The organism is Massilia sp. 01N410, assembly GCF_056399665.1.
Genome location: NZ_JBFTRV010000011.1, coordinates 146359 through 162247 on the forward strand (window position 1 = coordinate 146359; position 15889 = coordinate 162247).

Genomic DNA, 15889 nt, shown 5'->3' on the forward strand with positions numbered 1-15889 from the left:
TTATCGCCCTCCACTAAACGACAAAGCGGCCCCGCAGGGCCGCTTCTCAGGTGAGCTTGATACCGCCGCTCAGCGCGGCAGTTCGGAAGAACCCATCAGGAACTCGTCCACGGCGCGCGCGCACTGGCGGCCTTCGCGGATCGCCCACACCACCAGCGACTGGCCGCGGCGCATGTCGCCGGCCGCGAACACCTTCGGTACCGTGGTCTGGTACGAGGTCTCGCCGTCGACCGTCGCACGGGCATTGCCGCGCGCATCCTTCTGCACGCTGAAGGCATCCAGCACCTGCTGCACCGGTGCGACGAAGCCCATGGCCAGCAGCACCAGGTCGGCCTTCAGTTCGAATTCGCTGTTCGGCACTTCGATCATCTTGCCGTCCTTCCACTCGACGCGGCAGGCGATGACCTTCTCGACCTTGCCGCCCTTGCCTTCGAAGCGCTTGGTGGCCACCGCGAAGTCGCGCTCGCAACCTTCCTCGTGCGAGGACGAGGTACGCAGCTTGGTCGGCCAGTAGGGCCAGACCAGCGGCTTGTTTTCAATCTCGGGCGGCATCGGCATCAGTTCGAACTGGGTGACGCTGGCGGCGCCGTGGCGGTTCGAGGTGCCGACGCAGTCGGAACCGGTGTCGCCGCCGCCGATCACGACCACGTGCTTGCCGGTGGCCTTGATCTGGTCCTTCACCTTGTCGCCGGCGTTCACGCGGTTCTGCTGCGGCAGGAAGTCCATCGCGAAGTGCACGCCCTTCAGCTCGCGGCCCGGCACCGGCAGGTCGCGCGGCTGCTCGGCGCCGCCGGCCATGATGACGGCGTCGAAGTCCTTGACCAGGTCTTCCGGGAAGATGGTCTCGCGCGCCATATTGCTGACCGTGGTCGGGAAGTCCTTGCCGATCAGGGTGCTGGTGCGGAAGGTCACGCCTTCCGCCTGCATTTGCTCAACCCTGCGGTCGATCAGGCCCTTCTCCATCTTGAAGTCGGGGATGCCGTAGCGCAGCAGGCCGCCGATGCGGTCGCTCTTCTCGAACACGGTCACGTCGTGGCCGACGCGCGCCAGCTGCTGGGCCGCGGCCAGGCCGGCGGGACCCGAGCCGACGATCGCGACCTTCTTGCCCGTCTTGACGGCGGCCGGCTGCGGCACGATCCAGCCGTTTTCCCAGCCGGCGTCGGCGATCTTGCGCTCGATCGACTTGATGCCGACCGGCTCGTTGTTGATGCCCAGCGTGCAGGCGGCCTCGCAGGGTGCGGGGCAGATCCGGCCCGTGAATTCCGGGAAGTTGTTGGTCGAATGGAGGTTCTCGACGGCGTTGCGGTAGTTGCCGTGATAGACCAGGTCGTTCCAGTCGGGGATCAGGTTGTTGACCGGGCAGCCTGTGTTACAGAAGGGGATGCCGCAATCCATGCAGCGCGCGCCCTGCACCTTGGCCTGCTCGTTGCTGAGCGTCAGCGTGAATTCCTTGTAGTTCTTCAGGCGCGCGGCGGGTTCCAGGTGGTCTTCTTCCTGGCGCTGAAATTCCATGAAGCCGGTGATTTTACCCACAATATTTTCCTTATCAATTCCGTCGATTCAGCCGTCGCCCCCGCGCAGGCGGGGGTCCAAGTTTGCACGCGTATCGTCAGCGCTCGCAGAACTTGGATTCCCGCCTTCGCGGGAACGACGGTATTCAGGCAGCCAACTCGATCTTGTCGTTCGCCTCTTCCATGCTGGAGTTGTGCATCTCCTCCAGCGCGCGCTTGTATTCGGTCGGGAAGACCTTCACGAACTTGCCGCGGCTGGCGGCCCAGTCGTCCAGCAGGTTGCGGGCGCGGGTCGAGCCGGTGTGCTTGAAGTGGCGTTCGATCAGGCGCTTCAGGATCGCTTCGTCCGACTCGCGCTCGCCGTTGCGGGTCTGGGCGTGCCAGGACGACTTGTCGCCCTGCTCCTTGGTGGACAGCACGCGCTCCAGGTTCACCATCGTCGTATTGCACTTCTGCTCGAACTCGCCCTTCGGGTCGTACACATAAGCCACGCCGCCCGACATGCCGGCTGCGAAGTTGCGGCCGGTGTCGCCCAGCACGACCACGGTACCGCCGGTCATGTATTCGCAGCCGTGGTCGCCCAGGCCTTCGACGATGGCCGTCGCGCCCGAGTTACGCACCGCGAAGCGTTCGCCGGCCACGCCGTTGAAGAAGGCTTCGCCGGCGATGGCGCCGTACAGCACCGTGTTGCCGACGATGATGTTGTCCACCGCCCAGCCGCGGAACTCGGTATTCGGACGCACGATGATGCGGCCGCCCGACAGGCCTTTACCCACGTAGTCGTTGCCCTCGCCCACCAGGTCGATCGTGATGCCGGCCGCCAGGAAGGCCGCGGCCGACTGGCCCGCCGTGCCCTGCAGCTGGATGTGGATGGTGTCGTCCGGCAGGCCGGCATGGCCGTAGCGCTTGGCGACTTCACCCGACAGCATGGTGCCGACCGTGCGGTTGACGTTGCGCACCGGCGAGATGAAGGACACGCGCTCGCCACGCTCCAGCGCCGGCTTGGCCTGGGCGATCAGCTTGTGGTCCAGTGCCTTGTCCAGGCCGTGGTCCTGGCCTTCGCTGTGCAGCAGGGCCTGCGGGCTGGCGGCCTTCGGCTGGTAGAAGATGTTGCTGAAGTCCAGGCCCTGCGCCTTCCAGTGCGTGATGGCGCGGTTCTGGTCGAGCAGGTCGGCGCGGCCGATCAGCTCGTCGTAGGTGCGGATGCCCAGCTGGGCCATGATCTGGCGCGCTTCCTCGGCGACGAAGAAGAAGTAGTTGACCACGTGTTCCGGCTTGCCCTGGAACTTGGCGCGCAGCTCCGGATCCTGGGTTGCCACGCCCACCGGGCAGGTATTCAGGTGACACTTGCGCATCATGATGCAGCCTTCGACCACCAGCGGCGCGGTGGCGAAGCCGATTTCGTCGGCGCCCAGCAGGGCGGCGATGACGACGTCGCGGCCGGTGCGCATCTGGCCGTCGGCCTGCACGCGGATGCGGCTGCGCAGGCCGTTCAGCACCAGGGTCTGCTGGGTCTCGGCGAGGCCCAGTTCCCACGGCGTGCCGGCATGCTTCACCGACGACAGCGGCGAGGCGCCGGTGCCGCCGTCATGGCCGGCGACCACCACGTGGTCGGCCTTGGCCTTCGAGACGCCGGCGGCGACGGTGCCGATGCCGACTTCCGACACCAGCTTCACCGAGATCGACGCGTTCGGGTTGGCGTTCTTCAGGTCGTGGATCAACTGGGCCAGGTCTTCGATCGAGTAGATGTCGTGGTGCGGCGGCGGCGAGATCAGGCCGACACCCGGCACCGACACGCGCAGGGACGCGATGTACTCGGACACCTTGTGGCCCGGCAGCTGGCCGCCTTCGCCCGGCTTGGCGCCTTGTGCCATCTTGATCTGGATCTGGTCGGCCGAGGCCAGGTACTCGGCGCTGACGCCGAAGCGGCCCGATGCCACCTGCTTGATCTTCGAGCGCAGCGAATCGCCTTCCTGCAGCGGGATGTCGGCAACCACGCGGTCCGAGCCCAGGATCGAGGCCAGGGTCTCGCCCTTGGCGATCTTGATGCCCTTGAACTCGCCCATGTAGCGGCGCGGATCTTCGCCGCCTTCGCCGGTATTGCTCTTGCCGCCAATGCGGTTCATGGCGATGGCGAGCGTCGCGTGGGCTTCGGTCGAGATCGAACCGAGCGACATCGCACCGGTGGCGAAGCGCTTGACGATTTCCTTGGCCGGTTCGACTTCGCCCAGCGGGATCGCCTTGGCCGGGTCGATCTTGAATTCCATCAGGCCGCGCAGGGTCAGGTGACGCTTGCTCTGGTCGTTGATGATCTGGGCGTACTCTTTATAGGTGTTGAAGTTGTTGGCGCGGGTCGAGTGCTGCAGCTTGGCGATCGCGTCCGGAGTCCACAAGTGGTCTTCGCCGCGCACGCGGAAGGCGTATTCGCCGCCGACGTCCAGGCTGTTGGCCAGCACCGGGTCCTTGCCGAAGGCCAGGTGGTGCAGGCGCAGTGCTTCCTCGGCCACTTCGAACAGGCCGATGCCTTCCACCGTCGACGAGGTGCCGCGGAAGTATTTGTCGACCAGCGACTTGTTCAGGCCCACGGCTTCGAAGATCTGGGCACCGCAGTAGGACATATAGGTCGAGATGCCCATCTTCGACATCACCTTCATCAGGCCCTTGCCGACCGCCTTGGTGTAGTTGTAGGTCGCGTCCTGCGGCGACATCGCCTTCGGCAGGTGGGCCGCCAGGTCGACCAGGGTCTCCAGCGCCAGGTAGGGGTGCACGGCTTCGGCGCCGTAGCCGGCCAGCAGGGCGAAGTGGTGGGTTTCGCGGGCCGAACCGGTTTCGACCACCAGGCCGGTGGAGGCGCGCAGGCCGCGCATCACCAGGTGCTGGTGGACGGCGGAGGTGGCCAGCAGGGCCGGGATCGCGACCTGCTCGGCCGACATCGCGCGGTCCGAGACGATCAGGATGTTGTGGCCGGACTTGACCGCGTCCACGGCTTCCGCGCACAGCGAGGCCAGCGAGGCTTCGATGCCTTCCTTGCCCCAGCTCGTCGGGTAGCAGATGTTCAGCTCATAGGACTTGAACTTGCCGCCGGTGTGCAGGCTGATCGAGCGCAGGCGCGCCATGTCGTCGAAACCGAGGATCGGCTGCGAGACTTCGAGGCGCATCGGCGGGTTCACGTTGTTCGTGTCCAGCAGGTTCGGCTTCGGGCCGATGAAGGACACCAGCGACATCACCATGCTTTCGCGGATCGGGTCGATCGGCGGGTTCGTCACCTGCGCAAACAGCTGCTTGAAGTAGGAGTACAGCGGCTTGAGCTTGTTCGACATCACCGCCAGCGGCGAGTCGTTGCCCATCGAGCCGGTGGCTTCCTCGCCCAGCACCGCCATCGGCGCCATCAGGAATTTCAAGTCTTCCTGGGTATAGCCGAAGGACTGCTGGCGGTCCAGCAGCGAGATCGCCGCCTTCTCTCCCTGGGCCGGCGTATCCTTCACGCGGCTGTGGGCGAGCTGGCTGTCGGTGACCTTGATTTCGTTGAGCTTGATGCGCACCGACTTGATCCAGGCTTTATACGGCTTGGCGTTCGAGTAGGTGTCCTTCAGTTCCTTGTCGTCGATGATGCGGCCGGCTTCGAGGTCGATCAGGAACATCTTGCCCGGCTGGAGGCGCCATTTCTTGACGATGCGCGATTCCGGGATCGGCAGCACGCCGGACTCGGAAGCCATCACCACCAGGTCGTCGTCGGTGACGACGTAGCGCGCCGGACGCAGGCCGTTGCGGTCGAGGGTGCCGCCGATGTGGCGGCCGTCGGTGAAGGCCATCGCGGCCGGACCGTCCCACGGCTCCATCATCGCGGCGTGGTATTCGTAGAAGGCGCGGCGGTTCTCGTCCATGGTCGCATGGTTTTCCCACGCTTCCGGGATCATCATCATCATCGCCTGGGCTACGGGATAGCCGGCCATCACCAGCAGTTCGAGCGCGTTGTCGAAGCAGGCGGTGTCGGACTGGCCTTCATAGATCAGCGGGAACAGCTTGTTCAGGTCTTCGCCCAGCACGGCCGACTTCATCATGCCTTCGCGGGCGCGGGTCCAGTTGAAGTTGCCCTTGACGGTGTTGATCTCGCCGTTGTGCGCAATGAGGCGATACGGGTGGGCCAGCGGCCATTCCGGGAAGGTGTTGGTCGAGAAGCGCTGGTGCACCAGGGCCAGCGCCGAGACGCAGCGCGGATCCTGCAGGTCGCGGTAGTAGACGCCGACCTGGTCGGCCAGCAGCAGGCCCTTGTACACGACGGTACGGGCCGACATCGAGGGCACGAAGAATTCCTTGCCGTGGATGAGTTTCAGAGCCTGGATCGCGTGGCCGGACGATTTGCGGATCACGTACAGCTTGCGCTCGAGCGCATCGGTGACCATGACGTCGGGGCCGCGGCCGATGAAGATCTGGCGGATCACCGGTTCCTTGGCGCGCACGGTCGGCGACATCGGCATGGTCTCGTCGACCGGCACGTTACGCCAGCCCAGCACGACCTGGCCTTCGGCGCGCACGGCGCGTTCGATTTCCTGTTCGCAGGCGATGCGCGAGGCGTGTTCCTTCGGCAGGAAGATCATGCCGACGCCGTATTCGCCGGGCGGCGGCAGGTCGACGCCCTGCTTGCCCATCTCGTCTCGGTAGTACTGGTCGGGAATCTGGATCAGGATGCCGGCGCCGTCGCCCATCAGCGCATCGGCACCGACCGCACCGCGGTGGTCCAGGTTCTTCAGGATCAGCAGACCCTGTTCAATAATCGAATGACTCTTGTTGCCCTTGATGTGGGCGATGAAACCGACGCCGCAGGCATCGTGTTCATTGGCGGGATCGTATAAACCTTGGGCAATCATGAGGGACTCCACGGCATTTTTGAAGAAGTGAAGGCCGAGAATAGAGCAGAGTCAAGTAAACATCAATCACAACAATTAGGGTCGGAGTCGAATTAAATTTGGAAAATTCCCCCCTCAAAATAAATAGGGACATAGTAATAACGGGCACACCAACAGCATCCACGATATCAAAATGCTTTTTTAAATCAAGGGATTGCTGGAATCGAAGGCTCAGTCGAGCAGCTCTTCCGGCTGCCTGGTCTTGAAAGGGCGTCCACGCTTGGCTGGCAGAATCTGCCGTTTGGTCTTTTTTTCGAGCTCGGCCTTGAAGGCATAGGAGCCCACCGGCGCGCCCTTGGCCAGCGCGCCGCCGATCAGTTCCCCCTCCTCGCTGCCATAGCCCTGCCGTACCAGTTCGATGTAGGCGGCTTCGCGCTGGAAGGGCGTGTTGCCGAGTCCCCAGTACAGCATGTGGTCGGTGACCAGGGTATCGGACCGCAGGCCGGCGTGGTGGGCATAGCTGGACCAGCGGTAGTCGGCCGGTTCCGGCGCCAGCTGGGCGAGCACCGGCGCCAGCTCGAGGTAGCGGCTTGCGGCCAGCAGGTAGTGCGGGGCGTCGACCAGCGAGGTGCGGAAGCGGCCCTGGAACAGCGTGCCCGAGCGGCCGTACTTGCTGTTGAACCAGGGAACGTAATGGCGGCCGACCTTCTGCATCATCAGCGCCAGGCCGTCTTCGTCCGCGGGCGTGGCCAGCAGGATGACGTGATTCGGCATCAGGACCCAGGCGTGGACCGCCACCTTGTACAGCCGCGCGCACTCCTTCAGCCAGTCGTGGAAGCGCTCCTGGTCTTCGTCGTCGCGGAAGATGGGCTGGTTGTCGTTGCCGCGCTGGAGGATCAGGTGCGGCTGGTTCGGCAGGATCAGGCGGGGTTGGCGGGCCATGGCAGTATCGAGAATTGACTATGTCCCCGATTATATCCGCGCACACAGAAAAAATGCATCACCATGTCCCCAATTATCGGATTTTCTTGAAAATGCCGTCGAAAGGCGGCTCCGGCCACACCAGGCGCCAGGTTTCGCGGCTCTGCAGGTGCAGATACCAGACCTCGACCAGCACGATGCTGCCATCGCCATCGCCATCGCCATCGTCGTGGCGGTAGGGAACGGCCACCGGCACCTGCCTGGCCAGCCCACCGCTGACCTGCCCGGTCATCCAGCGTTCGAAGCTGCGGAATTCGACCAGGCTGGTGAAACCGTCGACTTCTTCCCAGGGGCAGGGAAACTTCATGGCGGATTGCCTCCATGCGCGCGATCGACAGCCTAGGGTATCAGGGTCCGGTCAAGACGACCATGCAGTCGAGCCGGACCAATTTCCTGGCGCTGTCGAATTCGACGCGGACATCCTCGCGCCGGCTGACCAGGAAACCGGTTTCCCTGAGCCTCACGTACAGCCGGCGTGTATCGTCGGCGTCGTACCCCGGCAGCGGTTCGGGCGCCTCGTAGCGCAGCTTCCTGTGCTGGATTTCCTTCACGACCTCGGGATAAGGCATCCCCGGCCCGAGCGAGGCCATGAACTTTTCCGTCGAAGCGCTGCAAGTTGACGGATCGCCGTCAGCTTCCTGGTGCAGCGACTGCCAGGCCAGCAGCACGCCGGCGCCAGCCGCGCATGCAAGCAAGAGCCAGGCATTGCGCCTCATGCGCTCGAGGGTTTCAGGCCAGCGTGAAACCGGCCGACAGGCTGTAGCCCTCGCCGTAGGCACTGCGCAGCGGCAAGTCCTGGCCGAGGCCGGTGCGCGCTTTCTTGCGCAGGCGGTAGACCAGCATGTCGACGCGGCGGCTGGCATCCGGATCGTCGCCGCCCATGCCGGCCACGATCACCTGGCGCGGCACCGGCCGGGTATTGATGGTCAGCAGGTGCAGGAAATTGCACTCCTTTTCCGTCAGGTCGATGACCTTGCCCATCAGCTCGAGCTGGCGGGCGGACACGCGCAGCGTCCACTTGCTCGGCGCCGGGGGCGGCGCCGAGGGACGCACGCGGCGATCCAGCGCCTCGATGTGGGCGGCCAGCTCGGGGAACTTGATCGGCTTGGTGAGATAGTGGTCCGCCCCCAGGCGCAGGCCGAGGATGCGGTTGTCGAACGCGACCCGTCCGGTCAAGACCAGCAGGCCGATCTCCGGATACAGCTGGCGCATCCGCGGGATGACGTTGAACCCGTCTTCGTCCGGCAAGCCGAGGTCGAGCACCACCACGGCGGCAGGCGTGCGGGTCAGCGCCGCCCACATGTCGCCGGCGGTGGTCGCGATCGTGACGTCGTGGCCGAGCTCCGTGAGGAAGTCGGCCATGTCGCCGGCGTATTCGCCATTGTCTTCAACAATCAGTATTTGCGTCATGGGTTGGCCATGTCTTTATTCGTTTTCCCGGTCTCTCTCTGTTCGGGCGGCGATCCCGTAGGCCGTCCGATTATCACTGCTGGTCTGTCAGGAAGCAAGACCTTTCCCCGGCGCATCCTGTACCGGCAGCCACAGGCGGAATTCCGCCCCGCCTTGCGGCGCCGCCGCATGCTCCAGCGTGCCGCCGTGCACTTCGACGACGGAGCGCGCCATGTACAGGCCCAGGCCGCTGCCCGGCAGGCCGGCGGCATTGCTGCCGCGATAGCCCTTGTCGAAGATGCGCGGCAGGTCGGCCGGCGGCACGCCCGTCCCCGCATCGCGCAGCGCCAGCTCGACGCCGCTTTCCCTGCGCCGTCCCAGCACCGTCAGGGCTGCGTCGGCCGGCGTGTAGCGCAGCGCGTTCTCGAGCAAAATCTTCAGCGCCAGACGCAGGCCGGCGGGTTCGCCGCGCAACTGGGCCGGCAGCTCGTCCACCTCCAGCGCCACCTTCCTGCCGGCCACGCGCGCCTGCGCCACCAGCTCTTCCAGCAGCAGGCGCGGCGCCACCGATTTCTCCTGGCGCTGGCGCCCCAGCGCCGCCATCCGTTCCGGCGACAGGTAGTCGTCCAGCATCGCGATCAGGCGGTCGGTTGCGGTCGCGATCTTGCGGTAGCGCTGGCGCGTCGGCTCGTCGGCTTTCGTGTTGGTCGCTTCCAGCCGCTGGATGGCGCCGTCGATGGTCGACAGAGGCGTGCGGAACTCGTGGTTCAGCATGCTGGCGAAATGCTTCTGCTCGCGTTCGCGCTCGCGCCGCGCGGACTGGTCACGCACCAGGCCGGCCAGCGCCTGCGCCCTGCCCGCCTCGTCCAGCAGCAGGGTCGAGATCACTTCCACCGGCACTTCGCGTCCATCCGGCCGCAGGATGTCGTACTCGCGCACCACGCGCAGGCGCGAACCGTCGCCCGCGGCAAAGCGGCGCAGGCGCTCCTGCAAGCCGGCGCACAAGGGTGCCAGCGGTCCCTCCTTATTAGTTAACAAATGTTCATGAACATCGAGAACGCAATAACCCAGCATGTCGTTGACGTTTGGACTGATATAGATCGGCAAGCCGCTCGCGCAATCGAGGATGAAGGCCAGGTCGCCGCCGAGTTCGGCAATGGTACGGAAGGCGTCGGCCGTCGCCAGGGTATTTACCGGCTCCGCACGGCCAGACAGAGGAAGGTGGGCGCTGCGGGCCATGGAACCCTTCACGAAAGTATGTTCAGTCGTGAAGTATAGTGCCCTGTTTAGTAATTTGTATAGAACGGTGACTCTAAGACGTTGCTTTTGAGTACCTACGCCGCATGAACGTCGTCCCCGCTTTCGCGGGGAGTCGTGTCGGGCCATGCCCGGCACGACGGCAACTTTTAGTCTTCTAAAGGCGCAAAAATCGCCTGCAGGTCTTCCTGCGTCAACGCCATCTTCTGCGATTCGCCTTCGGACAGGATCGACTGCGCCAGTTCCGACTTCTTCTGCTGCAGCAGCTGGATCTTCTCTTCCAGCGTGCCTTTCGCAATCAGCTTGTAGACGAACACCGGCTTGTCCTGGCCGATGCGCCAGGCACGGTCGGTGGCCTGGTTTTCGGCTGCCGGGTTCCACCACGGGTCGTAGTGGATCACGGTGTCGGCCGCAGTCAGGTTCAGGCCGACGCCGCCGGCCTTCAGGCTGATCAGGAAGATCGGCACCGCGCCCTGCTGGAAGGCGGCCACCTGGGCCGAGCGGTCGCGGGTTTCGCCGGTCAGCAGCGCATAGCGGATGCCGCGTGCTTCCAGCTCTTCCTCGATCAGGGCCAGCATACTGGTGAACTGCGAGAACACCAGGATCTTGCGGCCCTCGCCCAGCAGGTCGTCGATCATCTGCATCAGGTCGGTCAGCTTGGCCGATATCGCCGCCGTGTTCTTGCGCGACGGCATGGCTTTCACCAGGCGCGGGTCGCAGCAGACCTGGCGCAGTTTCAGCAGCGCTTCCAGGATCACGATCTGGCTGCGCGCCACGCCCTTGCGGTCGATCTCCTCGCGCACCTTCTTGTCCATTGCCAGGCGCACGGTCTCGTAGAGGTCGCGCTGCGGACCGCTGAGCTCGATGCGGCGGATCATCTCGGTTTTTTCCGGCAGTTCCTTGGCCACATGGTCCTTGGTGCGGCGCAGCAGGAAAGGCTTGATGCGGCGACTCAGCAGCGAGCGGCGCACCGGATCGTCCTGGCGTTCGATCGGATGGCGGAACTGACTATTGAAGGTCTTCTCGTCGCCAAGCAGGCCCGGCAGCAGGAAGTGGAACTGCGACCACAGCTCGCCCAGGTGATTTTCCAGCGGCGTGCCGGACAGGCACAGGCGGTGGCGCGCGTTCAGCGAGCCGGCCGTCTGTGCCGCCTTCGAGCGGGTGTTCTTGATGTAGTGCGATTCGTCCAGGATCACCAGGTGGTACTCGTGCTCGCGCAGCTTTTCCTCGTCGCGCGGCAGCAGGGCGTAGGTGGTCAGCACGATGTCGGCGCCGTCGATCTGGTCGAACAGCTCCATGCGTTCCTTGCCTTGCAGCAGCAGCACCTTCAGGCTGGGGGCGAAGCGCGCGGCTTCTTCCATCCAGTTCATCATGAGGCTGGTCGGCGCGATCACCAGCGCCGGGCTGGTCAGGCGGCCCGCTTCCTTTTCCGTCAGGATGTGGGCGATGGTCTGCACGGTTTTACCGAGGCCCATGTCGTCGGCCAGGATGCCGCCCAGGTCGTATTCGCGCAGGAACTGCATCCAGGCCAGACCGTCGAGCTGGTAGTCGCGCAGGGTCGCCCGCAGGCCTGTCGGCGCGTCGACCTTCTTGACCTTGCCGAACTGGCTCAGCTTGCGGCCGGTCTCGCGCAGGCGTTCGCCGCCGGTCCAGGTGAACTCGGCGCCGCGGGCCAGCTCTTCCAGGCGCGCCGCGTCCAGGGTCGACAGGCGCACCCTGGCCTTGATCTTGTCGTTGAAATACAGCTCGCCCAGGGTCGACAGGATGGGTTTCACGCGGCCCCAGGGCAGCGCCACGCGCAGGCCGTCGGGCAGGGTCGCCAGCATCTGGTCGGCTTCAAGGTGGACGGCCAGCACTTCCGGATTGAAATCCAGCGGTGCGCTGCGGATCAGCTGGACCAGCACCGGCAGCAGCGGCACCCGCTTGCAGTTGACGACGATGCCCAGCTCCAGCTCGAACCAGGCGTTGCCGGCCTCGGCCGGCTCGTCGATGTCGGCATACCAGTCTTCGACCGGCACCACGTCGTAGCGGTACTTGGCCGATTTCTGCATCTGCCAGCCGAGATCGGCCAGGGATTCGAGGTCGTTGCCGGCAAAGCGCAGCCACTGCGCCTGGCCGTCCAGCAGCAGCGCCCCGGACAGCGAGCTCAGCGGCGTCGTGGCCGGCTTGCGGAAGCCCATCTTGTTGAGGATGTCGAGCGCCTTCGCCTCGGCGGCTTCGTCGCGGGCGATGATCTCGGTGACGTCGCCGATCTGGCGCACCACGCGCTGGGCCGGGTCGAAGGAGATGCGCTGGCCGTCATAGTCGAAGGACAGGACGGCGAAGTCCTGCCAGCGCTGGCCATTGCCCTCGGCCACAGGAATCGCGTCCAGCAGCAGGTGGGGCACCGGCTTGACGTCGTCGCGCAGGCGCTGGGTGAGCGGCTGCGGCAACGGCATCAACTGTTGCAGGCCGTGCGCCAGCAGCAGCTGCGACACGCGCTTCTTGTCGTTGCCGCCCAGGGCCGGGGCTTGCGCCACCAGGGCCTGCAGCTCGGCCAGCGAGATGTCGATGCCGCCACGGTTCAACTCGAGAGGACCGCAGGACAGGTTGTCGATGTACCACGGCGGATCGGTCGGCAGCATGTAGTCGACCAGGTCGGCGCCGGCGTGGGTCGCGCCCTTGGCCGGTTCCACCGACCAGCCGAGCTTGGCCGTACGACCCTCGTCGCGCCAGGCCAGGCTGGCCTTGCGCACAGGTCCCTGTTGCAAGGGATACAGCAGGCCATTGGTCATGTCGGACCAGGAATTCGCCCACAGCAGCTTGCCCTGCGCGAGCAATTGCTCCAGCAGGATGGCGCCCACCTTGCCCTTCGGCTCGGTGGCGCTGGTGCTCTGGTTCGACCCGCTGCGCATTGCAATAAAGAAACGAACCAGATCCTCGTCGTCGCCCTCCAGGTAAGCCGGCGGCGCCGACAGCAGGGAAAACACTTCGCCCACCGGGCTGGCCGCGGCCACGTCGCCGTTCGGACGCAGGCGCGCCTTGCACAGGCACACCGCGACGTGACGGCCGCCGCTGGTCGGGGCCATGACATAAACGAATTTGTACTGGACAGCTTTGGGGTCGGCGACTTCCGCGGTCAGCTTCGGCTGGGGATGTGCTGCCGCTTCGACCCTTTGCAGCCAGCTCAACACCGGGGCAGGCAGGGCCGGCGCGCGTGCTGGCGCTCGAGCCGGAGGTGCCTCGCTGGTGTCGTCGCGATGAAGATCAACTGTGTGCATGGGTCTCACGAGTCTGTATGAAAAAAAACAACAACCGATATTATCCTTCATGCGGTCCGTTCTGTTTTGTTCGGAATCGCACCTTGCCAAGAAATCTTTACCGGCCGAAAGAAAGCAAAAGAGAGAAAAGTTACACTCTTCCGCGGGTTTACACCACCCCTACACGAACGAGCACGGCCAATAATTCGGTGGGCAACAACTGTCAAGACTGGCGCATCCGTCGCGTTTGCGTATCATTGCCCGTCTGACTCACTGATTTCCATACCATGCTGCCTTCGATCGAACAACGCCTCGCCCAAGAACTGTCCGCCAAACCGGTCCAGGTGGCTGCTGCCGTCGCCCTGCTCGACGAAGGCGCCACCGTCCCCTTCATCGCCCGCTACCGCAAGGAAGCCACCGGCGGCCTCGACGACATCCAGTTGCGCCTGCTGGAAGAGCGCCTGCGCTACCTGCGCGAGCTGGAAGACCGCCGCGCCGCGGTGATCGCCTCGATTACCGAGCAGAACAAGATGACGCCGGAACTGCTCGACGCCATCACCCATGCGGAAGACAAGACCCGCCTGGAAGACCTCTACCTGCCCTACAAGCAGAAGCGCCGCACCAAGGCCCAGATCGCGATCGAAGCCGGGCTGGCGCCGCTGGCCGATTCCCTGCTGGCCGACCCGTCGCAGAATCCGGAAGAAGTGGCCTCCCAATACCTGCGCGAAGCCTTCACCAATGCCGACGGCGTCAACAACCCCGGCGTGGCGGACACCAAGGCGGCGCTGGACGGCGCGCGCCAGATCCTGATGGAGCGCTTCGCCGAAGATGCCGAACTGCTGCAGTCGCTGCGCGAATACGTGCAGGAACACGGTGTGGTCGAATCGAAAGTCGTCGAGGGCAAGCAGGAAGAAGGCGAGAAGTTCGCCGACTACTTCGATTACGCGGAACCGTTGTCGACCGTCCCCTCGCACCGCGCGCTGGCGCTGATGCGCGGCCGCCGCGAAGGCATCCTGGACGTCACCCTGCGCCTCGACAGCGAAGAAGAAAAGCCGAAATGGGACGCCCCGCACAATCCCTGCGAGAGCCGGATCGCGGCCCGCTTCGGCATCAAGGGCGCCGGCCGTCCGGCCGACAAATGGCTGCTCGACACCGCGCGCTGGACCTGGCGCGTGAAGAGCTTCATGTACATCGAGACCGAGCTGATGGGTCTGCTGCGCGAAAAGGCGGAGAGCGATGCCATCCACGTCTTCGCGCGCAACCTGAAGGATCTGCTGCTGGCGGCGCCGGCCGGTCCGCGCGCCACCATGGGCCTGGACCCGGGCCTGCGCACCGGCGTGAAAGTGGCCGTGGTCGACGCCACCGGCAAGGTGGTCGATACCGCCACCATCTACCCGCACGCGCCGCGCAACGACTGGGACGACTCGCTGCACGTGCTGGGCCAGCTGGCCGCGAAGCACGGTGTGTCCCTGGTCTCGATCGGCAACGGCACCGCTTCGCGCGAGACCGATAAGCTGGCCCAGGACCTGATCAAGCAGCGTCCGGAACTGAAACTGACGAAAATCGTGGTGTCGGAAGCGGGCGCCTCGGTGTATTCGGCCTCGGAATTCGCGTCGCGCGAGCTGCCGGAGCTGGACGTCTCGCTGCGCGGCGCGGTCTCGATCGCGCGCCGCCTGCAGGATCCGCTGGCGGAACTCGTGAAAATCGACCCGAAATCGATCGGCGTCGGCCAGTACCAGCACGACGTCTCCCAGACCCAGCTGGCGCGCCAGCTCGACGCCGTGGTCGAGGATTGCGTGAATGCGGTGGGCGTGGACGTCAACACGGCCTCGGCGCCGCTGCTGGCGCGCGTATCCGGCTTATCAAGCAGCGTGGCCCAGAGCATCGTCACCTACCGCGACATGAAGGGCGCCTTCGCCTCGCGCGCGGCGCTGAAGAACGTGCCGCGCCTGGGCGATAAAACCTTCGAGCAGGCGGCCGGCTTCCTGCGCGTGATGAACGGCGATAATCCGCTGGACGCCTCGGCGGTGCACCCGGAGTCGTATCCGGTGGTCGAAAAGATCCTGGCCGACATCAAGCGCGACATCAAGAGCGTGATCGGCGACGGCTCGCTGGTCAAGACCCTGAACCCGGCCAGGTACGCGGACGAGAAGTTCGGCGTGCCGACCGTCAGCGACATCCTGAAGGAACTGGAAAAGCCGGGCCGCGACCCGCGTCCGGAATTCACCACCGCCACCTTCAAGGAGGGCGTCGAAGAGATCTCGGACCTGCGCCCGGACATGATCCTGGAAGGCGTGGTGACCAACGTCGCCGCCTTCGGCGCCTTCGTCGACGTCGGCGTGCACCAGGACGGCCTGGTGCATATCTCGGCCCTGTCGAACACCTTCGTCAAGGATCCGCACACGGTGGTGAAGGCCGGCCAGGTGGTGAAAGTGAAAGTGCTGGAAGTCGACGTCAAGCGCAAGCGCATCGCGCTGACCATGCGCCTGTCGGATTCCGCACCGCAGGCGGGCTCGCAGCCGCAGCAGCGCGGCGACCGCGACGACCGCAAGCGCCTGGCTGATCATCAAAATAAGCACCAGCGCGATAACCAGCGCCAGGACCGTTCTTCCCCACCGGCCGGTGGCGCGATGGCGGCGGCGTTTGCCAAGCTGAAGAAGTAAGC

9 protein-coding genes are annotated in these 15889 nt (G+C 65.0%); 1 reads left to right on the top strand and 8 read right to left on the bottom strand.

The features are described 5' to 3' along the window. Positions 1-69: 69 nt before the first annotated feature. The 8 genes from AC1DOP_RS16380 to AC1DOP_RS16415 all read right to left on the bottom strand — a co-directional run bounded on the left by AC1DOP_RS16380 (position 70) and on the right by AC1DOP_RS16415 (position 13245). Entirely contained in the window at positions 70-1533 is a 1464-nt protein-coding gene (locus AC1DOP_RS16380; RefSeq protein WP_477252237.1) for a glutamate synthase subunit beta, read from the bottom strand. A 124-nt stretch (positions 1534-1657) separates the two neighbouring features. Next, entirely contained in the window at positions 1658-6379 is a 4722-nt protein-coding gene (locus tag AC1DOP_RS16385; RefSeq protein ID WP_477252239.1) for a glutamate synthase-related protein, read from the bottom strand. Positions 6380-6589: 210 nt separating this feature from the next. Further along, positions 6590-7300, bottom strand: coding sequence for a transposase (locus AC1DOP_RS16390; RefSeq protein WP_441935242.1), 711 nt, complete (start codon positions 7298-7300; stop codon positions 6590-6592). Positions 7301-7373: 73 nt separating this feature from the next. Then, a complete protein-coding gene (locus AC1DOP_RS16395; protein WP_477252242.1) occupies positions 7374-7646 on the bottom strand; it encodes a hypothetical protein in 273 nt (90 codons plus the stop codon). A gap of 40 nt (positions 7647-7686) precedes the next feature. Then, complete coding sequence (locus tag AC1DOP_RS16400) at positions 7687-8055, bottom strand: hypothetical protein (RefSeq protein WP_441935240.1); 369 nt, start codon at positions 8053-8055, stop codon at positions 7687-7689. A gap of 13 nt (positions 8056-8068) precedes the next feature. Continuing rightward, entirely contained in the window at positions 8069-8749 is a 681-nt protein-coding gene (locus tag AC1DOP_RS16405) for a response regulator transcription factor (protein ID WP_441935239.1), read from the bottom strand. An 87-nt stretch (positions 8750-8836) separates the two neighbouring features. After that, on the bottom strand, positions 8837-9967 hold the full coding sequence (locus AC1DOP_RS16410; protein ID WP_441935238.1) for a PAS domain-containing sensor histidine kinase: 1131 nt from the start codon (positions 9965-9967) through the stop codon (positions 8837-8839). 167 nt (positions 9968-10134) lie between these two features. Beyond that, positions 10135-13245, bottom strand: coding sequence for a DEAD/DEAH box helicase (locus AC1DOP_RS16415; RefSeq protein ID WP_441935237.1), 3111 nt, complete (start codon positions 13243-13245; stop codon positions 10135-10137). 266 nt (positions 13246-13511) lie between these two features. Between AC1DOP_RS16415 and AC1DOP_RS16420 the strand changes: the two genes are divergently transcribed. Beyond that, positions 13512-15887, top strand: a complete 2376-nt coding sequence (locus AC1DOP_RS16420) for a Tex family protein (RefSeq protein ID WP_477252245.1) — start codon at positions 13512-13514, stop codon at positions 15885-15887. Positions 15888-15889: the final 2 nt, after the last annotated feature.